Raw genomic sequence first — 23,078 nt, 5'->3', positions numbered from 1 at the left:
TTGATCGCGATCTACATTTACATCTACATGGAATATGCTGTATATAATAACTGAGACTATTTCCTACGAGTTCGACGCTCTAACTCTTTAATTACTCTCAGAACAAACAGGGACATTAAAGCGCCAATTAATGCCAGTTGCCACAACCCGCATCCGGCAGCAGTTCCTAAAGCTGCTGACACCCAAATAGCGGCGGCAGATGTGAGCCCGTGAACTTCAACTTTGCCTCTTTCCTGGTGATTTTGCCGCAGGATTTCTCCGCCTCCCAAAAACCCAATTCCCGCAGCAATGCCTTGAATTACGCGCGCTACAGCATCTCCTCCGTTTTCATTTTTCCCCATTGCCAGCGGCATTAAAACAAACAGCGCACAACCCATACTAACTAGCATATGAGTTCTCAATCCCGCTGGTTTGTTTCTGAGTTGGCGCTCCCATCCAATAATTCCGCCAACAAACATGGCTAGGCACAACCTTAACAGTATGCCTAGCCAATTATCGGGAGACCACAAGTTAGCGATCGACAATGTTTTACTGCAAATAATTAATCCGAATAGCCCAATATTAGCGGAGCACGATGTCCGATCGCAATCTCACTGCCAAATCTTGTTCCGGGCGAATCACGAGCACGTCAACGCTGCGCCGCCCCAACAATACTCCAGCTATAGCGCCAATCCCAGCGCCTCCCAATACTTCTTCAGTCGCGATCGCTTTGTCGCCGGTAATGCCTGCTAGTGCTGCTGCTGCTGCTGCACCCAATGCTGCACCTTGCGCTAGTGAACCTGTGCCAGCACCTTTTTGAGCTCTTTGGGTTCTGGTAATAATTCCTGAATTTCCGTCAATCCGATAGCGTTGGGGGCGGCTGATAATTAACTCTCTGGCAATAAATTGAGTACCCATTTGATTGCCTCTCGTGACAGGTTGCAGTACCCCGACTATCTCGCTGCCTCTGGGGATTAATACTCTGCCTTGAGGTGTGCGGATGTCTTGCGCTACTGTTAAAGTTAAAGGTGCAGTTTCTTCGCGAGTGACAACTATTTTGTCTTTTTCATAGCTAACTGGAATTACACTGCCCGATGGAATTCGGATGCTATCAAATTGGGAAATTCGTTGTTGGGCTTCTGCGGGAGTAGCTACCACCAGCGGCGCGCTGGTTCCCACTGTAATGCCCAGTGCGAGGATTGCTGCTGTTGCTGAACGCCATTTTTGAGAAGTAATCATATAAATTGTCTCCTTGCTTCGGTTTTTGTTTACTTAGGAACGCACTACTGCTAAATTTGTTTCTGGTTTCGCATTCATCTGATGTTTTGATTATGGCAGGCTGGAATTCTACAAGTTGGGAAGATAAGGTCGATAATCCAGAAGTTGAAAATTTGGAAAAATCGAGAAAATCCCCAATACAGGGGCGATCGGGAAGATAAGGAAGATAGTCAACAGTCAACAGCCAGTCGATTTGAGATTTGAGATTTGAGATTTGAGATTTGAGATTTGACTCCACAGATGGATCGGGAAGCTGGAAAGTAGGTGTAAAATATTTCGCTTGTCAACAGTCAACAGTCAACAGTCAACAGTCAACAGTCAACAGTCAACAGTCAACAATCAACAGTCAACAGTCAACAGTCAACAATTAATTGTTGAGAGCGTTTAAGGCTAGCAATCCAGCACCGAAAGCTGGTTCGTATCGGGGCGAAATTACCTTAGCTTTTGGGGCGATCGCACTTATGGCCGCTTCAAACCGACCTCGGCAATTTGCCTCTCCACCCCACACACCTCCTACGATCACAATTTCAAATTCTTCTGTTTGGTTAAATAGCGCTGAAATGGCGATTTTTGTGGAATAGGTTAATTCGGCCACAGCATTATTGATAATGCAGTCAGCGACGCGATCGCCCTCTGCTGCTGCTCCCTCGACAATCGGCGCTAAAGCAGCAATTTCTTTGACTCCCCAACCGCGCCCGTAAACGACTTCTACCAATTCTTCTAGGTTATTGAGGCCTAAATGCTCTTGAAATTTTTCCGCAAGCACAGTAAAATCTTCGCGTCCGTCATAGAACTTCAAAGCAGCTTGCAAACCCTGAAGGGCGATGTTATATCCGCTGCCTTCATCGCCTAAAATGTATCCCCAACCGCCGACTCGTTTAGTTTTCCCTTGACGGTTTTGCCCAAAAACAATCGAACCGGTTCCTGAAATAACGGCGATACCCACTGGATGGCCTGTACCGCCAGCAAGTGCGATCGCGCAGTCGCTGGAAATTACTATATTCCTGGGCAGGAACGATCGGGTTACTGGTAAAGTATTCGTCAACTGCAAGTTCTGCACTACAAATTGCACTATTTCACGATCTTTTGGACGCCCGACGCCTGCTAGTCCCAGACCAATTGCTTCTATGTTGAGATTGCCTACAGGCTCGACCTGAGCGGACAGAACTGCTCGTTCGATCGCCAATTGGATGGATTGTTTTGCTGTCTCAATTCCCAGGGTTTGATAATTTGACGGCCCTGCTTCACCCCGTCCTAAAACAAGGTGGTTGTCATCCATTAAAAGGCAGATTGTTTTAGTGCCGCCGCCGTCGATGCCGAATACGTAGCTCATGAATAATTTAGAGAAGAATAGAGCAACCCAGATTAACAGATATCTCTCTATTCTACGCTTTGTACAATCAGATTAAACTGAGATGTTGCACCATTGTCAAGAAGCCTTTTATGAACAGGCTTTCGGGCCTGTTCCACAAGAAAATTAATCTCCTGTGGAACAGGCCGAAAAGCCTGTTCTTCAGAATGGTGCAAGATGTGAGATTAAATCGACAGAGCAATGCTAATAATAATTAAACCTAATAATGCTAACCAAACCAGATGGCGCTGACACCAATTTTTGATTGATTGTGGCCAGCCGCCGCTGCTGTAACGGATCGTCTGTGGCACAAGTGGCTCAGCTTGATTGTGATAAAGCGTGCATTCTTTGGCAAAGGGACGCTGCGGGTAGTTGCAAGTGTCGTCTTCGTGATAAATACAGGTAGTGCACAGAAATTCTTCGGGTTTCGATCGATAAAGAGGGATACCCGGATGACCGAAAGCTTTGAGGGGGATTTTGCAGTGTGGACAGGCGAGCGCTTGGGCGTCTACAGGTTGGTGACAGCGGGGGCAATCAGGCATAGACAGCAGGGTGATGGGGTAATGTGGTGGGTAGGCTCATTAGCGGGTTTTCCGAACGCCGATTGGCGTGATGGACTCGCCATCAGGCGGCTGGATGCTCCAAAATAGAAAGGTAGATGTGCGCTGATGTAACTTTAAGTTTACAGATGGTTTCGCAGCGACAGCAGGCGACCTGAGCCGATTGGGAATGAAAGGGCAAACAGTAGGAAAAATCTATGGATAACAATAGCAACTTACTCAAACAACTGGTAATGCTGGGCATTGGTACTACCTCTCTGGTAGCCGAGAAATTGCAGGAAGCTAGCGAGCAATGGGTCAAAGATGGCAAAATCAATCCCGAGCAAGCCAAAACCTTTGTCGATGACGTGACGGAGCACCTCAAGTCTGAGCAGGGCAATTGGGATACGCAGTTGCAGCGGCAATTGCGGAATATTCTCCAAGATATGGGAGTTCCCCGACAGTCCGAAATGGATGAGTTGCGGGGAAGGCTCGATCGTCTCGAACGTCAGATGCGGGATTTAGAAAACCGTAACTGGCGCTGAGTTCGATCCTCTTCTGCAAGCTTCGCTAACGCCCGCGAGAAGTTCGCTGCTATCTTGTGATAAGATTGTCACCCGAAGGCAGAAGGCTAAAAAAGGCACTTATGTAGAAGCCATTTATGTAGAATTACAAACATTATGACTTCATACTTTTGCCTTTAAAATTATCTGGTAGCTGCCGTTTTTTGGTGGAAAAGTTCAGATAACATTTGGTAGTTCTTGTTGTACTAGATGTCTTAGATATCTGAGATATCGCGGTTAAAAGTATTAGGAGGATTAATTTTGCGAGGAGTTCTAGTCAGCTTGGGAGTAATGCTGGTTTGCTTTTTGTTTTTGATAGTCGCTCAAATGGGCGGTTCTGGGTCCCAAGCAGTTGCAGCCGAATTGAACAATCTTTTACCCGAGACTGCTATTGAGAAGTTGTCAGCGCAGTCTATGAATGAGGATAGCTTGCTAGTAGCTGATGCTACTTTACCGAAGGTACCAGCTACTATCGCTGGCAATAACATGACTGATAATACTGAGAAAACTGTCGCCACCGATTCAGGTCTGAAATTTGTTGAATTGAAAAAGGGTGATGGGGCGACTCCAAAAACCGGGCAGACGGTTGTGGTACACTACACTGGAACTTTGGAGGATGGCACGAAGTTTGACAGTTCGCGCGATCGCAATTCTCCTTTTCAGTTCAAAATTGGCGTGGGTCAAGTAATTAAGGGTTGGGATGAAGGTGTCGGTACGATGAAAGTTGGAGACCGCCGCCAGTTGATTATTCCCCCTGAACTCGGTTACGGTGCTCGCGGTGCGGGCGGGGTGATTCCTCCTAATGCTACGCTGATTTTTGATGTAGAATTGTTGAAAATCGCTGGGTAGGTAGCTCAATCTCATTCAACGTAAAACTTTTACGGTATTTAGAAACCCGGTTTTTTTTAAGAAACCGGGTTTTTGTGTATGTTCTGGTTGATTTACGATCGCTTCGGAGATGCCAGATTGCGAAAGCAGGTAAATTGGGCGTCAAATAATAGTTTGATGATTCCTGTGGGGCCGTTTCTGTGTTTGGTAATAATTACTTCTGCAATTCCGCGATCGGGGGAATCAGGGTTATAGTATTCATCGCGGTAGAGCATAATTACTAAGTCGGCGTCTTGCTCTATGGAATTATGGGCATACAAACCTTGTGTGGCAAAGCTTTCAATATTTTCTACTGTCATATCGTAAACCATTTCTTCGCCACAAAAATTGATTTCTTTCACCTTATCCCAATAGATATCGCTAACACCTAGCTTGAATATCTCTTCGGCATCCAAAATATTCCCCAACTGATATGCGCGTTCTCGACCAATATCACATTTGTAATCCGTTGTGGCTGAATAACGCATACCTAAGCAATCTTGCATCTGTTTGACGGTTAAACCAAGGCGCTTTTGGGCAAGATTGACTTGAGTTCGCCAAAGTTCATTCGGAATTAAATCCCGATTAGTCTTCCCACTATCAGCATTATTTAAATATATTTTTACCTCTCCCAAACTAGATTTTTTATAATTACCAACTGCACCAATTACATTCGCAAATATTTCTATGTCTGATTTCCCTCCTAACCAAACTTGATATTGTGCGCGCCCTTTTTTACCTTGAGAAATAACTCTGACAGCCGCATTGATGTTCAGTCTAAGCAACAGAGAACGGACTCCTCTGGCTAACTTCTCGCTACTAGAAGCATAATAAATAGCTGGATAAAGACATTTCTTCCCTTTAGTCGGTTTGATACAACCATCAGTTGCCCATAGGTGTCGAAGGAAAAGAGCGATCGATTCTTGCGGTTGGGTAAATACTAAACTGGGAATAAATTTTTCATGGGAACGTAAACCAAATATTTCTAATTGTTCGAGCCATTTAGTAATCGGATTTTTAATATTGGGAGCGAGACGATAACTAGCGGAGAGATAAACTTGATACCAATCGCGTTCGCGTTTAATGCGGGGATTAATTTTATCACCAAATACTTCTCTAGCCAAATGTGCAACTAATTCAGCTAAATCTAATTCTCGCGTCGTGTACTGAATGGTATGTCGGGGTAAAGTACAACCATCACCAATTAAATGTCCTAGTAAAGCTAATTCAGCATTACCCATCGTCTGCACTTCACTACAAGGAATTGATCGAGGTGTAGCAATTCGCTCGCCTATTTTTAATTCATCTAACCGCTTCCAACCATCTGATGTAAAGAACTTATGATTGCCTGTTGCTGTAATCGAATTTCCCAAGCAAGTCGTCATCTCCCAGACGGGCTTGACTCCAGTACAAAAAGCATTAGTCACCATCGCTTTTTCCTGTTTCAGAGTATCTGAATTTAATCCCCAAACAGCAAAGCCAGATTTGCCGACTAAATCACGAATCGGGACTTCTAATCCACTATCCGCCAAGGTAACTAAACTATCGCCACCGAGACATCCGCTTTCGCGTAAATCAGACATCATCGGCCGCTTGTTTGTCCTGGCTTCCACACCCCGACTCAACTGAGATAAGGCAATAATCGGCACGTTGAGTTCGCGGGCTAAACCTTTAAGACTTCTGGTAATTCGAGATAGTTCTTGCACGCGGTTGTCGCTGGTACCTTCCATTAATTGCAGGTAATCTAGCAAGACTAATCCTAGGGTTCCGCCTTGTTCTGCTTGGAGGCGGCGGACTTTCGATCGTATTTCTGTGACGGTAATATTGGGAGTATCGTCAATAAATAGTGGCAGTTCTGATAAGTTGCCAATGGCTGTACTGATGGGTTCCCATTCGTTTTGACTGATTCTACCCGATCGCAATCGGTTACTTTCTATTTTGGCTTCGCTGGACAGGATACGCTGCACTAGCTGTTCTTTCGACATTTCTAAGCTGAAAACGGCAACCGGCAATTTCTGCTGTCCAGCGGCGATGTGGTGGGCGATGTTGGTACAGAAAGCTGTATTGTGAACGCAGATATCGTTAGCCACAAAATTGTGCGTCTCCGGGATAGTTAAGTCATAGACTTGCTTGTTTCCCATCGGTTCGATAGAAACTATTTCATCCCAGTAAACCTCGCTATCTGCCAGTCTTTTCAGCCACAAATTATCTAAAGCCGTTGCTAAAACTAAAAATCTTTCTCTGGACAGCGCACGTTTACCAACGTGGATATTTGAGTTACCTTTGATGCCTGCGCGTTTTGCTAAGGATGCCCAAGATTCGTTGCCTTTTGCTAATGCTAGGTATTCCCACGCCTCGACAGGAATTAAATCGCGGCTAGTTTGGTATTCTTTATTTTCTAAGGCTTCTTTTACTTTAAATAATGCTACCTCTTTGCCAAAAATTCCAATTTCTGATATGAATGTTTTGATGGATTTTGCGTCAGTAATATCGATTTGCCAAGCTGGTCTGCGAGTATTTTTGTATTTAACCGAACGCTTTTTGATGGCTGCAATGATGCCAAATCTCAGCAGTAGATGCTGTACGTGTCTGGCTAGTCCTTCGCTGACAGAACAGTAGCCTAGTTGAGATTGACCGCTGGTAAGTAGGGTTGCCCAGCCGTCTGTTGAAAAGAGGCGGTTGAGGAAAAGGGCAACTTGCGATCGCTCCAATTTGAAAACTATTTCTGGTACTGTTTTCTCATGAGCATTTTTTCCCATCAGACCTAACTTTTCTAACCAATTTCTCAGGGGATTGTTATGACTTGTATTAATAACATCCATTCCCTCATCGGCTAGGTGTTCTGGGTCTACTCTTAAAACTCTGCAAATGCCACTAAATAATTCTTGGTTGGGAAATGCTATTCCTTCCACCCAAGACCGGACTAATCGCGGTGGAACTTCCAATTCTCGCGCTAATTTTTTAGAGTCAAAATTTCGTTTTAAAAGGATTATTTCTAAATTATAACCAAAGTTTTTTATACTATCTGTGTAACTTTCTCGATCGCCCATGACATAATATTCTGGTGCGCGTCTCCCTTTATCGTTGAATCGCAGCTTAAGACCTCCGAAGCTAGTAGCAGCTTCAGCAAAATCTTGTAGTATAGCAGTATTTCCATTGGTGAACTTCGGCGCGCTGCGTGTCAAACACCCATCGCCAATTAGATAAGCCAATAATTTAACTTCACAGTTTCGGATGGTTTCTTTACCAAAAAGATTCATCTTGCGGGGAACAGCAATCTTATCGCCTACTTGTATTTCCCTCAACTGCCGCCAGCCCTTAATTGTTAAAAATGGGTGGGTAATTGTAGTTTCTATAAAGCGTCCCAGTCTTGTTGTTACCCGAAATACCGGCTTAATTCCATCATCTATAAAAGCTGATGGTCTAGTTAGGTGAAATTGCCAATCTTCTCCTAATGTTAGTAATTCAGCTTGACGTTTTTGATAGATTTGTTCTATACTAGAAACAGTTCCATCACTTTCTACTATTACGGTAGAGGCTGCTTGGCACTTTCCCATCGCCGGCCTGGCTGCAACGATGATTAAATCCGATCGCTGAAAGCCTCCTGTCATAGCATCTAAGTCATAGAAACCGCAGGGAATGCCGGGAAGCGTGAGGCCTTCATTGCGATTTTCTAGGTCTTGAAATGTTTGGTTTAGCGTTTCGCCGATCGACACTAAATCCTGTTGCGGACGTTCTTGAGTTATGCTGAAAATTTCTTGTTCGGCGCGGTCTAAGACTGTTTCTAGCGGTACTGCTGTCTCGTAACCTAATTGTACTATGTTGTTGCCAGCTTCGATTAATTTGCGGCGCTGATATTTGTCTTCTACTAAAACTGCATATTGGTCGATGTTGACTGCGGAAACTGTGCGATCGACTAATTGTGCTAATTTAGTTAGTCCTCCTACTTGCTCTAACTGGTTGCGGTCGGTTAGCGCAGTTGTTACCGTCATTAAATCGGTAGGTTGACCCTGTAAAAATAGCCCTAATGCCGATCGATAAATGACTTGATGAGCGGTGATGGCAAAAAACTCCGGTCGCAGCAGTTCGGCAATTCGGGAAATAGCTTCGGGGTCTATTAAAATCCCGCCCAAAATTGCTTCTTCTGCCTCTATATTTGTCGGCATCAAATCGCTCATTAGTCAATAGTCCTCAGTCATTAGTTGTTAGTCATTAGTCATTAGTTATTAGTCATTAGTTATTAGTCATTAGTCATCAGTCATTAGTTATTAGTCATTAGTTTAGGACTTACGCACCAACTATATCTGTAGGCTGCTTATGGGCGCACCTTATTCCTACCTATAGCGGCTTAAACCATTTTTTGCGTAAATCCTATAGTTATTAGTTGCCCGTGATTAGTCGTCAGTTTTAAATCTGCAAGTTAGCAGTCCTCAGTCCTTAGTTAGCGTTACTCACTTCTTAGTTAGCGGTACTCAGTTCTTAGCTAATGACTAATGACTAAGGACTAATGACTAATGACTAATGACTAACAACTAATGACTAATGACTAATGACTAATGACCAATGACTAACAACTAATGACTGATGACTGATGACTGATGACTTTTAATTACATCGGAACAACTTGAATATCAACTTCGGCAGTAACTTCTGCGTGTAGTTTGATTTCAGCTTTGTATGTACCAGTTTGGCGAATTTCGGGCAGAGTGATGCCGCGCCGATCGACTTCTTGACTGGTAGAGTTGAAAATCAGTTCTGCTACTTCTTGGTTGGTGACAGTACCAAAAATCGCATCTGCTTCGCCAACTTGCTTGGAGATGATGAAAGGCCCAGCCGATTGGAGGGCGGTTTTGCGGACTTCAGCTTGCTGCTTGAGCTCTAGCTGGCGCAGTCTTTCTTCTTCACGGCGGCGCTCTGCTTGCTTGAGAATGCCCGGAGTGGCTTTAAATCCCATTCCTTGGGGTACTAGATAGTTGCGGGCGTAGCCTGGGGCTACTTCTACTACGTCGCCAGCTTTGCCGAGTTTGCTGACATCTTTATTTAAAACTAATTGAACGCGCTTGGCCATGATCGTGGGTTGTGGGGTTTTAACTGCAACTTTTTATAATAGCGAAGTTTGAGGGGCGATCGCAAGGGAGAAGGAAGAAGGAAGAAGGAAGAAGGAAGAAGGAAGACGGAAGACGGAAGACGGAAGACGGAAGACGGAAGACGGAAGACGGAAGACGGAAGACGGAAGACGGAAGACAGGCATAATATCTTTATAACTGGCAAATTCAGTTGGAAATTTGCCAAACGGGGATGTGCTGGTCTTGAAGCTTATCTACCAAAGCGTCGCGAGCGATCGCTCTCAACGATCGATCGCGCTACAGTAGCAACTAACTGGGTCGAATTGATCGGCTTGGCTAAGTGTTTGTCAAATCCAGCTTGCAAAACTTGGCGCTCGTTCGCTTCTCCAGCATAGGCCGTTAAGGCGATCGCCAACAACTGCCGATACTCAGGCGCAAGCTGAGTGCGGATGCGCTCGATCAACATATACCCGTCCATTTCGGGCATTCCAATGTCGCTGACGAGCAAATCCGGTGCAGTTTGTTCGATCGACTCCAGCGCCTCAGCAGCAGATGACAGGGAAATCACCTCTGCACCCGCTTCCTCAAGCACGAAAGCCACAAAATCTCGCGAGTCGAGTTCATCATCTACCACCAAAATCCTCAATCCAGCTAGCGGCAAGGATGAAAGAGCGGGACTCACAGCCGAATTGACGGCTTCATCCTCCTGCCTTCTAGAATCATCATTTAATAGCGGTAATCTCACCGTAAACGTCGCTCCTTGACCAACTCCTGCGCTTTCTGCAAACACCGTTCCGCCGTGAAGTTCGATCAGTTGGCGGACGATCGCCAATCCCAGTCCCAAGCCGCCAAATTTGCGCGTTGTAGCGCCATCTTCTTGTCGGAAATGGTCAAAAACATAAGGCAAGAAATCGGGAAGAATGCCTTTACCAGTGTCCGTGACTTGAATTTGAACTTGGTCTTCGATTTGCCCTAATCGAACTTCTACTCGACCGCCTTCGGGCGTAAATTTCACCGCATTTGATAACAAATTCCACACAATTTGTTGCAAGCGACTTGTATCGCCGAGAACTTGCCCGACATCAGAATTTAAGATTGTTTGGATTTGAATTTTTTTAGCTTCGGCTGCTAATTGCACCGTTTCCACAGCAGATGGAATAATGGTTGCCAGATTCACCGGAGCAACATTCAATCTGAGTTTTCCTTGGAGAATCCGAGACACGTCAAGCAAGTCTTCGATTAATTGAGATTGCAGTCGGGCGTTGCGCTCGATCGTCTCAAAGGCTTTGGCACTTTGACTCGCGTTTAGCTTGCCACCGACGAGCAGTTGCGACCAGCCTAAAATCGGATTCAGAGGCGATCGCAACTCATGAGAAAGCACCGCCAGAAACTCGTCTTTAATGCGGTTAGCTCGCTCGGCTTCGGCGCGGGCAGTTTGTTCTAATTGGAGAACCATATCGCGCTCGGTTTCCACTTGTTTGCGTTCTGTAATGTCGATTACAGAGCCGATATAACCCTCAAATTGTCCCCTTTCGGAAAATCTGGGAGCCGCAGCATCGATCGCCCAAGAATATCCGCCATCCTTGCGCCCGACGCGATATTCCACGCTGTACGGTTCCTGACGTTCGTTGGCGGTCAAAAATGCCTTCTTGACCTGTTCTCGGTCTTCTGGATGCAGCGCGTTTATCCAACCCAATCCTAAACCTGTTTCCTCAGTTTGACCTGTGAATCCATACCAGGTTTCGCTCAAGAAAGTGCAATAGCCTGTGGAGTCTGTTACCCAGACCATAAAAGGAGCATTGTTAGCCATAGTGCGGAATCGTTCTTCGCTTTCTTGCAGCGCTGATAAAGCTTGTTTGCGTTCTGTGATATCGCGACAGACAATCACTCCACCTTTGATTTCGTTGCTAGTATCAACTACCGGATAACCGCTGATACTGATCCAGCGCTCTTCGGAATCTTCGCGGCGGACAAATACCTCTACATCATTGACATATTCACCTTTGATTGCTCTGACTAGAGGTAGTTCAGCGGCGGGGAAGAGGGTTTTTTTATCTGCCAAAAATAGTCCGTAAGTGCTCGACCATTCCTCACAAGATTTTTCATTCGATAGCTGACCGAATATTCCTACGGCGGCTCGGTTAAACAACACAAACTCCGCTTGTTGGTTGGCCAAAATTAAACCATCGCCAATGCTGTCAATGATGACTTGCAGTAACTTAGTTTGTTCTTGCATGGCGACTTCGGCTCGTTTGCGATTGGTGATTTCGCTGGAGATGCCAATCAAGCCGATGACTTCTCCCGCCTGATTGCGGTAGGGAGCTTTCATTACCAGAAATGTCCGAATGCCATCGTGAGATTCTTCGAGGACTTCTGTTTGACCGGATTCCATAATACGCCGATCGTTTTCCGTGACTGTGACTGCAAGTTCTGTTACTGGGTATAAATCGATATCGCGACCACCAATTACTTCAGAAGCAGATTTGCCCATTATTTCCAGCGTGGCTGGATTGGCATAAATAATCTGTCCTTCTCGATTTTTGACAAAAATTGGCGTGGGTGCTGACTCGTTAATCACGTTCAAAATCGCATTCTTTTGCCGCAGTTCTTCTTCCGTGCGTTTGCGATCGCTAATATCGCTCCAATAAGCCGTAAGTCCTTCTGCCGCTGGATATGCGCTTACTTCTATATACATCTGGAGCGAGGGCGAGAACTCTTCAAACTTGACAGAAACTTGCTCGTTAACGACTCGATTAAATTCTTGATATACCCTCGAATTGGATTCTTTCTCGGCGGGGAATAGCTCCCAAATTGATCGACCTAACAACTCGTTTCTCGAACGAGAAAGCAGTTTTTCTGCGGTGGCATTAACGTAGGTATAGCGCGATTGTGAATCGATCGCGATAAAGGCATCGGTAATACTTTCTATAATATTGCTGACTTGTTGGTTGGCCGCAGAGAGCGCGAGTTCAGCGTTTTTGCGATCGGTGATGATTTCGCAAAAAATCATGATGCCGCCAATCTCATTGGTGTTGGTTCGCCAAGGGTGAATTTCCCCGCGCACCCAGTCGATTAAGCCATCAGGGCGGGGAAACTGATCTTCTTGGCAGATTTCGACTGCTCCCGCCAGACAGCGCTGGTGGATTTGTTTGAAACGATCGGGCAAATTGGGAAAGATGTCGTAATGCGATCGGCCCACAATGTTTTGAGTGCCGAGCCCGTAACTTGACAGCCAGCGGTCGCTCACCAGCATATACCGCATCTGGCGGTCAAACATCGCCACCCCCGCAGGCGAATGTTTGACGAACAGCCGCAGTTGCTCGGACTGTTGCTGCAGCCGATTCTCCGATTGTTTGCGATCGCTGATGTCTTTGAAAAGTATGGCAACTTTTCGGCTCTGCGGCTCAGGAGTGCGGAACGCCGAAACCTCAAACCAGCGGTTCATGGCTTCCGAGCCGTGTTCAAAGCGCAGCGGCTCCCCCGTGAGCGCGACTTTGCCGTACATCTCAAACCAATAATTTTCGTGATTTGGAAGGAGCTGTCGCATCGTTTTACCCGCAGCTTGTTCGAGTCCGGTTTGTTTCACAAAGGCAGGATTGACTTCTAAAAAGCGGTAATCGATCGGCTTGTCGTTTTCGTCAAACAGCATTTCGATGATGCAAAAGCCTTCGTCTAGGGACTCAAACAAAGTGCGGTAGCGTTCCTCGGAACGACCCAAAGCAGCAAGAGCTTGTTTGCGATCGCTAATATCCATAAAGGCCGCCACACAGCCACGAACTGCGCCCTGTTCGTCAAATAACGGCACCGCATTCACCAACCAATCAAAGGCTACCCCGTCCGATCGCACCATTTGAATTTCCACATCTCGCACTTCGACGCCGGAAGCCACGGCCAGTTGCATGGGGAGTTGTTCTCCCGGAATTTCTTCTCCGTTGCGGAGTCGTCTAAAGGGAAGGACTGCAGCTTGCTCTCCGGTTCCAGAAACATTGGTATCGGGTGGCACTTTCAACATCGACTGGGCAAATCGGTTAGCGCGAATTACTTTACACTGTGGGTCGCGGGCGATCGTAATACCGACGGGTACAGCATCAAGTATCGATTCGAGTTCATTGACTCGTCGCTCTAGTTCTTGGTTGAGCCTTTGAATTTCTTTTTTGGTAGCTTTGCGATCGGTAATTTCTAGCACCGTCACATTCACGCCCAGCACGCGATCGTCCTCGGCCTTCAGCGGATAGAGACTCAACAGCCAATCGCGATCGACTCCCGGCTGTGCTGAGTTCGTCCCGCGAACTTCGAGCTGTTTGAGAGGAACTTTAGTTTCAATAACTTGTCGGTAAAGCGGCTCTAACTCATCTGCTTGTTCTGGCAAGATTTCGCGCAATGTTTTGCCGATGTGGGCGGCGGCTGGAACTCCGTTAATTTCTGCTAGCCGATCGTTGATGCGGACAAACCGCAACTCGGTATCTATAAAGCAAAGTCCGATCGGCGCACTAGCATAAATTGCCTCGATTTCTGCTAGTTGTTGGTGTGCCGTTTGCGCTTGTTTAATTGAATCAGCCCGATCCGCCTTCTGCTGAGTCACATCTTGAAAATAAACGGCAAGTCCCGATGCGATCGGATAGGCTCGTACCGCATACCAAGCATTGAGTGGCGGATAAAAAGATTCAAAACTAACCGTAATTTGTTCCCGAACAGGCAAGATGCCTGTTCCACAAGAAGAAAATTCATCTTTTGTGGAACGGGCATCTTGCCCGTTCTTGAGAATGGTGCAAGATGCGAGCTCAAACAAACTGCCCGCTGATTCGGGAAACTCTTCCCAAATGTTGTTGCCAATCAAATCTTTCGAGGGTCGATTTAGCCACCGCGCCGCTTGCGAATTGAGGTAGGTAAATCGCCAATCTCGATCCAAAGTAAAAAACCCGTCCGAAATGCTTTCGAGGGTGTCTGACAGTTGTGCCGCGGGCGCGTTACAGACTGGTTCAGGCTGAGGTTGAGCGAGCTCCGTGAAGGTTGTTACTACCGCATAGGGAGTCGATCGATCTCCCTGAAATAAAGGTTGAGAATTGAGCGTCAACCAAATCAATTTTCCCTGTGGCTGATAAAAGCCCATGATGACATTTGAGCATGGTTGCCCGGTTTGCAACGCCACCATCGCCGGATGTGTCTCGCCGGGAAAATCCGAGCCATCTTCATGCAGAGTCTGCCACCGACTGTTGATTGAAGTGCAGCCCTGCATCTGTTGTGCTGTCATCCCCAACAGCTCCTGGGCGTGAGAATTGCACCCCTGAATGCTACCATCTGCCAATTGCAGAACCATCCCTACATCAGTTGGCAAAGGCGCGGCTGAGTAGAACGCTTTGTTAGAATCCGTTGAAACAGAGGGGTCGATTTTTGCTTGGGGTTCAGTATTGCGTGGGTTTTGCATCGGTTTCTAACAACGCTCATTTTACTTTGGGCAAAGCCAATCGCGGTCAATAATAGGGAAATAACCAGAGGAACTTTTGATTTGAGCAGGGTGACACTTCAAACCTAAGATGGATGTCGATCGTTCTGCGGTAATATCGATATCTAGACAATTTATTTTATCGTAGAGTCCCACGTCTGAACCAGTTGCGGGATTCAGCACAGGCGACGGGGAATTTTCTGGCTGTTTCAAATGCCAGGTTAGTCCGTCTCATTATTTTTCGCGTTGCTGCATATTCCCAATGGCTGTTGCTCGTTTTCGGGCGCGAACAGATGGCACTTGCACACAGATAAATAAGTAGATGAAGTTTGAAAATACATAAGCCCTCTCTCGCAGCGAGTGAAACGAAGCAATCGCTCTTGTTACGCCCGCCTTACATTCTGTTACATTGTAAACTTTATTTGCGCCTACCTACTTAGAAACCCCGTTTCTTTGTGTAAATCTAACCGGAAATTTAGGCAAGATTTTGTTCGTCTCAACGGTAAACGGGCGATCGCATTTACCTCAATACAGGGTCGCCTGCTTCCTCCAGTCCCAACGTTTGTGTCACGTTTGCCGTTCATCTCACAAACTTAATCCTATGCACATATTCACAGCCGCCGATCGCACCTATATTCTGGGGTTAGCAGCACTTCTCAAGTCTGTAGATCTGAATGTTAGCCAATCTGGGGAGGAGCAGGTCAAAATTACCGTGGTATCTACCAGGATATATTCACCGCAAAAGGAACAGTTACAGAATTGCTGCAAATACCAGATTGAATGGCAAGAATTGCAATCTAATTACGACCAACTTCTTTCGGTATCAGGTTCTAAACTTCCTTACGTTAAATTGGAGCCTCGAAAATATACCAAAGAAACAGAAAGGCTGATTTGGCTCGACAGCGATACGATCGTTCTGGGCAGCTTAAAGCCGCTGTGGAACCTAGATTTTCAAACTCTGCCGATAGCAGCAGTCGCCAACGTCTGGGGAAATCCCAACAATTATCAAGCTCGAAACCCTTATTTCAATAGTGGTGTTTTAGTTTACAACATGAAGCTTTGGGAGGAAGAGCAACTGTCGGGAAAGTTGCTCCAAAATGCTAGAACCCACGTTTGGGGCGATCGCGATCAAGGTGCATTAAATTCAGTTTTAGTGGGAAGGTGGAAGCAATTAGACCAAATATGGAACAACTACAAGACTGATGATTTGTCAAGTAAAGTGATGCACTTTATGTCAAGACCGAAACCGTGGGAAAGCTCCGCCCCCAATCAATTATGGCTCGATATGTTGTCTCAGACACCGTTTAAGGACGAACTGGAAAAAATCCCCAATAAGTTTAAGGGGCTGTCGAGCTTTCACCTAAAATACAAACGACTTGACCGATGGTTGAGCGAACCGATACTCAAGTTTAAGAGTTACCTGAAACAACAAAAACGTTAAGGTCAATCGATTTTAGATTTTAGATTTTAGATTTTAGATTTTAGAATTGAAGCATTGACCCCACGGATGAATCCGGGGGCTTGTATCCTGGATGCTTTCGGTCAAAATTGGTCTTTCATGCCGCGCAATCGAGCGAAGGTTTGCACTGGATCGCGGGTGTTGGCGGCTGATTGGAGGTTGGGAAAATCCCAGCGCAAAAATGGGTTTGTGCTTTTTTCCAGGCCGATCGATGATGGTATTGTAGGTTGCGATCGACTGCGGGCTTCCTTGACTTCGGCGAAGCGCTGCTGTAAATCGGGATTGTCGCCATCCACACTCAAGGCAAATTGCAGGTTGTTCAGCGTGTATTCGTGGGCGCACCAGACTCTCGTACTATCGGGCAAGTTTCGCAGTTGCCGCAGAGAGGCTAACATTTGGGCGGGAGTGCCTTCTTTGAGCCTGCCGCAGCCTCCAGCAAATAAGGTGTCGCCGCAGAACAATTCGCCGGTTTCGCTGGGGTTGTTGGGGGGGAAATAGTAGGCGATGTGAGCTTTTGTGTGGCCTGGTAGGAAGAAGACTTCGGCGGTTCTGTTGGCGAAAGAAACTCGATCGCCCGCTTGTAAAAACACTTGCTGTCCGGGTATTCTGCCTCGGTCTTCTGCGCCGCCGTAAACTTTAATTTGGGGAAAGCGATCGATCAGTTGCTGGTTGCCGCCTACGTGGTCGCTGTGGTGGTGCGTATTGAAAATTGCTGTTAATTCGGCTCCGAGCGAGATCAGTTGCTGCAAGACCGGCTCTGCTTGCGCTGGATCGACGACTGCTGCTGTGTGGCGATCGGGGTCGTGCAGCAAGAAAATGTAATTGTCGGACAGTACCGGAAGCCGATAAACCTGCATAGAAAAGTGCCTCTCTCGGAAAAATATTATATAATTAAGTTAGTCTGAACGCTATCCGAAGGCTGATTGCAGATTTATTAAGTCCGCATATCTATCTTGGGAAGTAAAACTCTGATACGTTTCTGATACGTTATTTCTGCTGTTGACCAAATTGATTTACGGTCGGGTACGCACCATTTTTGGGTTAATAAGTGCAATCGGCTTTAATTATTTTAGCATACAAGCGATCGAATAAATGCGAACATCTCACAACAAATCGAACTTAACAATTTCTCAAAAAGTCGATCGGATTGTAGCGTCTGGGAAGATCACTCGCAGGGAACACTTAGTTTTGACTTCTGCTATCCTGTCAGATGATAAAATTTCAGAAGAGGATCGACATCAAATCAATCGGATATTTGATTATATCCAAATTGGTCGCCTCAAGTTTATCGAGTGAACAGAAAGACTTGCACAGTCAGCATCTATCTGGAGTGTAAAAAGCGTTTTTTAGGAGTGCGATCGTCCCGTCGGGCACAGCAAAGCCTATATATTTCGCTTGAATTCTCCGGCTCACGCGGAGTGTGAAAGCGTCTGATGTGGAAGTCTCAAAGTAACAAGGCTCTTGGCAATCCCAGCTACAAAAACAGGCAGAAGAAAATGAGTTCAGAAAAACAAACTATTTTGGTGACGGGCGGAGCTGGATATATTGGCTCTCACGCGGTATTAGCGCTGAAAAACGCCGGTTACGGTGTGGTGATTTTGGATAATTTAGTTTACGGTCACAGAGATATAGTAGATCAGGCTTTGCAGGTCGAGTTGGTAGTTGGCGATACGAACGATCGCACTCTTCTAGACAACTTGTTTGCTACGCACAAGATTGATGCGGTAATGCACTTTTCTGCTTACGCTTACGTGGGCGAATCTGTTACCGACCCAGCTAAATATTATCGCAACAATGTCATCGGCACTATTACGCTTTTGGAAGCAATGATCGCTGCTGGGGTGAAGAAATTTGTGTTTTCTTCTACTTGCGCGACTTACGGTGTACCGCAGAAAATTCCGCTCACAGAAGACCACCCACAAAACCCGATCAATCCCTACGGTGCTACTAAGTTAATGGTAGAACGGATTTTGTCGGATTTTGACGCGGCGTATGATTTCAAGTCTGTTTGTTTCCGCTATTTTAACGCGGCTGGGGCCGATCCGAACGGGTTGTTGGGAGAGGATCACAATCCAGAAACTCACCTGATCCCGCTGGTGTTGTTCGCGGCTTTGGGGAAACGAGATTCGATCGCGATTTTTGGCACGGATTACGATACTCCTGACGGTACTTGCATCCGGGATTACATTCACGTTAACGATTTGGCATCTGCTCACATTTTGGGATTAGAATATTTGCTAAATGGTGGCAAATCTGATTTCTTTAATTTGGGCAACGGCGGCGGGTTTTCGGTGAAAGAGGTGATAGAAGCGGCTCGCCAAGTGACGGGAAAAGAGATTAAAGCTGTTGAGCGTGAACGGCGTCCGGGAGACCCGCCTTCTTTGGTTGGCAGCAGCAAAAAGGCGATCGAAATCTTGGGTTGGTCTCCTGAATATCCCGACATTAAGAACATTATCTCCCATGCTTGGCAGTGGCACCAAAAACGCCACAACTCTTAGTCTTTAAGGTGCGCTGGGCGCACCTTACCATTACAGCCAAGTTTGAGGAAATTATTGTGGGGAGTAGGGTTGGGCGTCCCGCCCGCCCCAAAAATACAATATGCTAATAATATCTGCTAAATCGGGACAGCTAGGCAACCGGCTGCTGCTTTTTGCTAATTTCATTGCTTGGGCGAGCGAGCATAATTTGACTGTTCTCAATCCTGCTTTTGACGAATATGCAGAATTCTTTGTGGGAACCGCTGGGGATTTTTTGTGTTGTTATCCTCCTCCCTATTTTACCGCACCAGGCAACAAGTTTGTCAGAAGCAAATATTATAATTTTATTAACTGTTTAAGAAACAAAAAAATATTAAAAACGCAAGAAATAACCCGAAAAGAACCTTTTAGTTGGGTCAAATATCAGGAGATAGAACAAATCAAGCAGGGTTCAATAGTTTGTTTTCAAGGCTGGCTATTTCGAGATGGCTGGTTTGTAGAAGATGTCCCCTATTTACACAAGTACGCCGGCCCGATTAGAGCATACTTTGCACCATTAGAGCGATATAGAATCAATGTAGATCGTTTGATATTGACTTTAAAAAATAACTCTGATCACGTCGTCGGAATTCACATCCGTCAAGGGGATTATGCTCAGCATCAAAAGGGGAGATACTTTTACACCACTGAGCAATATTTAGAAGTCATGAATTCTGTGCTAAGGCTATTTGAAGGCAAAAAAATCAAGTTTTTGATTTGTTCTAATATTCCGCAAAATCCCAGTTTATTTGATAATTTTAACTGGGGATTTGGCAGCGGTCATTTAATTGAAGATATGTATGCTTTGGCTGAGTGCGACTATGTTGTCGGGCCGCCTAGCAGTTATACTATGTGGGCTTCTTGTTATGGAGATAAACCTCTTTATATGATCCGCAATGTCAATAAAACAATTAACCTGAAAGATTTTGTACATTTTTATGAATGGCAAGGGCTTTTTCACGAACGAGATGACTGGAGTGAGAGCTTTTGGGAGTGGACACACTGAGAGAAATATAGCCTTTCTCAGTAACATGACGTACCCGACGTGCATGGGGCATAGGGCATAGGGCATAGGGCATAGGGCATAGGGCATACCTCACCACGCTTGAGAACTGCTATAAGTAAATCAATAAGTAAATTAATGAATTCAAATAAATTAGCAGTCAAGGGATTTATCACTATTTTAACCGGTCTTTACTCTTTCCAGGATTGCGTTCATTTTCTGGCGTCTGTTAGGAAGTTTCACCGGGAACCCATTATTATTTTAATAGATAGAGTTCCTCAAATTTTATATCCTTTACTTCAGGTGTTCGGAAATGTCATATTGAAACCTGCACCCTCTCACGAAAATCCTGTTTTGGCGTCGCGGCTAGCTAAGCTGGCTTTGTACCGGGAATCTCTGTTTGAGAAAACTATTTATATGGATTGTGATATTTGTTTGCTGTCGCCAATAGATGAGGTGTTTGATTTTCTTGATGGGGTGGATTTGTTGGTGACGGAAGATGTGCAGCCGGCGATTGCTAAAGCGGCAAATTTATTAAGAGTCAAGCAGGATATTCTGTCAACTTTGCAGTCTGTCGGGTTGCCGCTAAATGAAAATAGCATTCAATACAATGGCGGATTTATCGCTTTTACGAAAAGCAGTAAAACTCAGGAATTGTTCACCAACTTTAAGAAATATTTCGAGATGGTAGTGGCGCATCAAAATGTGCTACTGTTAAAAGACCAGGGCGCTTTTGCGGCTGCTGTTGAATCAGTGAAACCGAAAATGACAACTTTGTCCCCGGTTTACAACTACTTGGATAAGTGGAAAGATGTTTATACGATCGACAAACCGATTAAAGTAATGCACTGCACTTATCCTTACCGCCCTCAGTACGCGAAGAACGTGACGCGATCGCTCTTTACTAGAATAGTCGATCGCACTGCCCAAATATTTTTACCAAATCAACTTAACAACCCCTGGCGTTTAAAATAAGTCTTACTAATTTATTCAATATTTCAATCCTACCTGTTGTGCCACATTATACTGAAGAACTCTATCAATACTTGCAAAAAACATCCCAAGAATCAGCCAAAGAAATTATCCCTATCCTTTGGCAATTCGTGCAACCCAAGCGAGTAATTGATGTCGGTTGCGGCACGGGAACTTGGCTGTCAGCCTTCAAAGAATTCGGCGTTGAAGATATTTTGGGAATCGATGGTGATTGGGTAGATCCCAAAATGCTAGAAATCCCCGATGCTAACTTTTTAGCATTAGATTTAAACCAGCCTTTGCCCATTAAAAAACAATTTGATTTAGTTGTTTCCTTAGAAGTGGCAGAACACTTGCCCTCTGAGTGCGCCCCCATATTTGTAGAGTCTTTAGTTAAGCTGGGCCCAGTTATTTTATTCTCTGCCGCAGTACCATTTCAAGGGGGAACAAATCACGTAAATGAACAGTGGCCCGACTATTGGGCGAAACTATTTCAAGAGCAAGGATATGTGGCGATTGACTGCGTGAGAAATAAAATATGGCAAAACGATCGAGTTAAATGGTACTACGCCCAGAATATACTTATATTTGCCCAGGCCGAATATTTAACCACGAATCCTGTCTTGCAAAAAGAGGCCGCTGGAACTAACATTTTTCAGCTTTCCTTAATTCATCCGCAGCTTTATTTGCGAACGGCATCAGCAGCCAGCAATTTAAGACAAGAAATCAAAGATGCTTTAGCCTTAAAAGATCCGAGAATTTCCCTAAAAAAAGTATTTTTTGCTTTGCTACCCTTGACAAAATCCCGGTTAAGTAGGAAAATAAAGCAACTTTTTTTGAAAAATTTTATCAAGTGAAAGTTTCATTAGTAGTGAGCGATTTGTCAGGAGGAGGTGCAATTCGTGCTTTTCTTTTAGCTCAAGTCTTGATCGAGCTTAAATGTGATGTAGAAGTAGTGGGATTTCAGTTTGGCAAGGAATTGTATGCTATTCCTCCCAGAGACATCCCGGTATGTGCGATACCTGCTCAAAATTATCCGGGGTTTTTAATGGATGCTCAAAAACTTTGGAAAAAAATAGATGGGGATATTATTTATGCAGTCAAACCTAAACCTACAAGCTTGGGTTTATCGCTGCTAAAAAAACTGGCGACCCGCCACTCTATAATTTTAGATATAGACGACTGGGAACTGAGCTGGTACGGGGGAGATGAATGGCAATACCGTCCCTCTTTCAAACAACTTTATCGAGATATTTTTAAACACAACGGTCAATTGAGAGAACCAGATCATCCCCTCTATCTCAAGTGGATGGAAAGTCTCATTCACCGTGCGGATGCAGTCACCGTTGATACTGAGTTTTTAAAACAGCGTTTTGGTGGTGTATATTTGCCTAATGGTAAGGATACTGCAATGTTCGACCCTGCTAAATACAATCCTGAATTGAGCAGACAGCGTTACGGCTTGTCCGGGTATAGAATCTTAATGTTTCCCGGTGCGCCGCGACCTCACAAAGGTGTTGAGGATGTTTTGATGGCCCTCGAACAGTTAAATGAAGCCGATTTAAAATTAGCGATCGTCGGCGGGAGTCCTTATGATGATTATGATGATAAACTTGTGAAACAATGGGGGCGTTGGATTATTAAACTGCCAAGGTTTCCAGTGGAGACGATGCCGTCGGTTGTAGCTGCGGCTCATGTTGTCGTTGTTCCTCAGCGAGAAACTCTCACAGCCGTGGCTCAGTTTCCGCTCAAGCTGACAGATGGCATGGCAATGGCTAAGCCTGTTTTGTCTACGCGAGTGGGGGATATTCCAGCAATTTTAGGGGGAACGGGTTATTTAGTCGATCCGGGTTCTCCCGCTCAAATTTCACAAAAAATTCAATGGATATTTCAAAATTTGACAGCGGCTAATTTACAAGGAATGAAAGCTCGGGAAAGATGTGTGAAAAAATATAGTATTCAAGCAATGAAACCGATACTTTCCGATATAATTGCAGGTATGTAAATGTTATTTTAAACCGACTCACGGGAGGAAGAAAAGC

At 45.3% G+C, this 23,078-nt stretch carries 18 protein-coding genes; 10 read left to right on the top strand and 8 right to left on the bottom strand.

The features are described 5' to 3' along the window. Window positions 1–56: 56 nt before the first annotated feature. Both QUB04_RS15535 and QUB04_RS15530 read right to left on the bottom strand, forming a co-directional pair. Window positions 57–524, bottom strand: a complete 468-nt coding sequence (locus QUB04_RS15535; protein ID WP_333285582.1) for an MgtC/SapB family protein — start codon at window positions 522–524, stop codon at window positions 57–59. Between the two features lie 37 nt (window positions 525–561). Further along, complete coding sequence (locus tag QUB04_RS15530; protein ID WP_333285580.1) at window positions 562–1,218, bottom strand: hypothetical protein; 657 nt, start codon at window positions 1,216–1,218, stop codon at window positions 562–564. Window positions 1,219–1,478: 260 nt separating this feature from the next. On the opposite strand from QUB04_RS15530, the gene QUB04_RS15525 reads away from it, so the two are divergent. Beyond that, a complete protein-coding gene (locus QUB04_RS15525) occupies window positions 1,479–1,628 on the top strand; it encodes a hypothetical protein (protein ID WP_333285578.1) in 150 nt (49 codons plus the stop codon). Here QUB04_RS15525 and QUB04_RS15520 read toward each other — a convergent pair. Together QUB04_RS15520 and QUB04_RS15515 are read right to left on the bottom strand one after the other, a co-directional pair. Further along, window positions 1,625–2,590 (bottom strand): BadF/BadG/BcrA/BcrD ATPase family protein, encoded by a 966-nt coding sequence (locus QUB04_RS15520; protein WP_333285576.1) that lies wholly within the window; start codon window positions 2,588–2,590, stop codon window positions 1,625–1,627. The two genes, QUB04_RS15525 and QUB04_RS15520, sit on opposite strands and share 4 nt — an antisense overlap. 203 nt (window positions 2,591–2,793) lie before the next feature. Beyond that, a complete protein-coding gene (locus QUB04_RS15515; protein WP_333285574.1) occupies window positions 2,794–3,150 on the bottom strand; it encodes a zinc ribbon domain-containing protein in 357 nt (118 codons plus the stop codon). Between the two features lie 215 nt (window positions 3,151–3,365). Here QUB04_RS15515 and QUB04_RS15510 point away from each other — a divergent pair, with 215 nt between their 5' ends. Together QUB04_RS15510 and QUB04_RS15505 are read left to right on the top strand one after the other, a co-directional pair. After that, complete coding sequence (locus QUB04_RS15510) at window positions 3,366–3,692, top strand: phasin family protein (RefSeq protein WP_333047915.1); 327 nt, start codon at window positions 3,366–3,368, stop codon at window positions 3,690–3,692. A gap of 279 nt (window positions 3,693–3,971) precedes the next feature. After that, on the top strand, window positions 3,972–4,559 hold the full coding sequence (locus QUB04_RS15505; RefSeq protein ID WP_333285573.1) for an FKBP-type peptidyl-prolyl cis-trans isomerase: 588 nt from the start codon (window positions 3,972–3,974) through the stop codon (window positions 4,557–4,559). Window positions 4,560–4,651: 92 nt separating this feature from the next. Here the strand turns inward: QUB04_RS15505 and QUB04_RS15500 are convergent, their stop codons facing one another. The 3 genes from QUB04_RS15500 to QUB04_RS15490 form a co-directional block, all read right to left on the bottom strand. Beyond that, entirely contained in the window at window positions 4,652–8,755 is a 4,104-nt protein-coding gene (locus QUB04_RS15500; RefSeq protein WP_333285571.1) for a replicative DNA helicase, read from the bottom strand. Between the two features lie 431 nt (window positions 8,756–9,186). Continuing rightward, window positions 9,187–9,645 (bottom strand): 50S ribosomal protein L9, encoded by a 459-nt coding sequence (gene rplI, locus QUB04_RS15495; protein WP_333108796.1) that lies wholly within the window; start codon window positions 9,643–9,645, stop codon window positions 9,187–9,189. A 248-nt stretch (window positions 9,646–9,893) separates the two neighbouring features. Continuing rightward, complete coding sequence (locus QUB04_RS15490) at window positions 9,894–15,068, bottom strand: PAS domain S-box protein (protein ID WP_333285569.1); 5,175 nt, start codon at window positions 15,066–15,068, stop codon at window positions 9,894–9,896. Window positions 15,069–15,687: 619 nt separating this feature from the next. Between QUB04_RS15490 and QUB04_RS15485 the strand changes: the two genes are divergently transcribed. After that, window positions 15,688–16,527 (top strand): glycosyltransferase, encoded by an 840-nt coding sequence (locus QUB04_RS15485; protein ID WP_333285567.1) that lies wholly within the window; start codon window positions 15,688–15,690, stop codon window positions 16,525–16,527. 101 nt (window positions 16,528–16,628) lie between these two features. On the opposite strand, the gene gloB is transcribed toward QUB04_RS15485, so the two are convergent. Further along, window positions 16,629–17,402: a hydroxyacylglutathione hydrolase gene (gene gloB, locus QUB04_RS15480; RefSeq protein ID WP_333285565.1), complete on the bottom strand. Its 774-nt coding sequence runs from the start codon at window positions 17,400–17,402 to the stop codon at window positions 16,629–16,631. A gap of 235 nt (window positions 17,403–17,637) precedes the next feature. Between gloB and QUB04_RS15475 the strand changes: the two genes are divergently transcribed. The 6 genes from QUB04_RS15475 (at window position 17,638) to QUB04_RS15450 (ending at window position 23,041) form a co-directional block, all read left to right on the top strand. Further along, the gene (locus QUB04_RS15475) at window positions 17,638–17,841 is read left to right on the top strand and encodes a hypothetical protein (protein WP_333285563.1); all 204 of its coding nucleotides are present in this window, start codon (window positions 17,638–17,640) and stop codon (window positions 17,839–17,841) included. A gap of 200 nt (window positions 17,842–18,041) precedes the next feature. Next, window positions 18,042–19,043: a UDP-glucose 4-epimerase GalE gene (gene galE, locus QUB04_RS15470; protein ID WP_333285561.1), complete on the top strand. Its 1,002-nt coding sequence runs from the start codon at window positions 18,042–18,044 to the stop codon at window positions 19,041–19,043. A 100-nt stretch (window positions 19,044–19,143) separates the two neighbouring features. After that, window positions 19,144–20,067: a hypothetical protein gene (locus QUB04_RS15465; protein ID WP_333285559.1), complete on the top strand. Its 924-nt coding sequence runs from the start codon at window positions 19,144–19,146 to the stop codon at window positions 20,065–20,067. Window positions 20,068–20,202: 135 nt separating this feature from the next. Next, window positions 20,203–21,039 (top strand): hypothetical protein, encoded by an 837-nt coding sequence (locus tag QUB04_RS15460; RefSeq protein ID WP_333285558.1) that lies wholly within the window; start codon window positions 20,203–20,205, stop codon window positions 21,037–21,039. Between the two features lie 38 nt (window positions 21,040–21,077). Continuing rightward, window positions 21,078–21,893 (top strand): class I SAM-dependent methyltransferase, encoded by an 816-nt coding sequence (locus tag QUB04_RS15455; RefSeq protein ID WP_333285556.1) that lies wholly within the window; start codon window positions 21,078–21,080, stop codon window positions 21,891–21,893. Continuing rightward, window positions 21,890–23,041: a glycosyltransferase family 4 protein gene (locus tag QUB04_RS15450; protein WP_333285554.1), complete on the top strand. Its 1,152-nt coding sequence runs from the start codon at window positions 21,890–21,892 to the stop codon at window positions 23,039–23,041. Before QUB04_RS15455 ends, QUB04_RS15450 begins: the two co-directional genes overlap by 4 nt. Window positions 23,042–23,078: the final 37 nt, after the last annotated feature.

This window comes from Microcoleus sp. D2_18a_B4, assembly GCF_036702475.1.
Lineage (GTDB): Bacteria > Cyanobacteriota > Cyanobacteriia > Cyanobacteriales > Microcoleaceae > Microcoleus.
The sequence above is the reverse complement of the archived record's forward strand: the minus strand, read 5'-3'. Positions and strand labels throughout refer to the sequence as shown.

Coding starts and splice junctions, on each gene's coding strand:
- QUB04_RS15530 (WP_333285580.1), bottom strand. CDS start 1,218: ATGATTACTTCTCAAAAATGGCGTTCAGCAACAGCAGCAATCCTCGCA.
- QUB04_RS15520 (WP_333285576.1), bottom strand. CDS start 2,590: ATGAGCTACGTATTCGGCATCGACGGCGGCGGCACTAAAACAATCTGC.
- QUB04_RS15515 (WP_333285574.1), bottom strand. CDS start 3,150: ATGCCTGATTGCCCCCGCTGTCACCAACCTGTAGACGCCCAAGCGCTC.
- QUB04_RS15510 (WP_333047915.1), top strand. CDS start 3,366: ATGGATAACAATAGCAACTTACTCAAACAACTGGTAATGCTGGGCATT.
- QUB04_RS15500 (WP_333285571.1), bottom strand. CDS start 8,755: ATGAGCGATTTGATGCCGACAAATATAGAGGCAGAAGAAGCAATTTTG.
- rplI (WP_333108796.1), bottom strand. CDS start 9,645: ATGGCCAAGCGCGTTCAATTAGTTTTAAATAAAGATGTCAGCAAACTC.
- QUB04_RS15490 (WP_333285569.1), bottom strand. CDS start 15,068: ATGCAAAACCCACGCAATACTGAACCCCAAGCAAAAATCGACCCCTCT.
- QUB04_RS15485 (WP_333285567.1), top strand. CDS start 15,688: ATGCACATATTCACAGCCGCCGATCGCACCTATATTCTGGGGTTAGCA.
- gloB (WP_333285565.1), bottom strand. CDS start 17,402: ATGCAGGTTTATCGGCTTCCGGTACTGTCCGACAATTACATTTTCTTG.
- QUB04_RS15475 (WP_333285563.1), top strand. CDS start 17,638: ATGCGAACATCTCACAACAAATCGAACTTAACAATTTCTCAAAAAGTC.
- galE (WP_333285561.1), top strand. CDS start 18,042: ATGAGTTCAGAAAAACAAACTATTTTGGTGACGGGCGGAGCTGGATAT.
- QUB04_RS15465 (WP_333285559.1), top strand. CDS start 19,144: ATGCTAATAATATCTGCTAAATCGGGACAGCTAGGCAACCGGCTGCTG.
- QUB04_RS15460 (WP_333285558.1), top strand. CDS start 20,203: ATGAATTCAAATAAATTAGCAGTCAAGGGATTTATCACTATTTTAACC.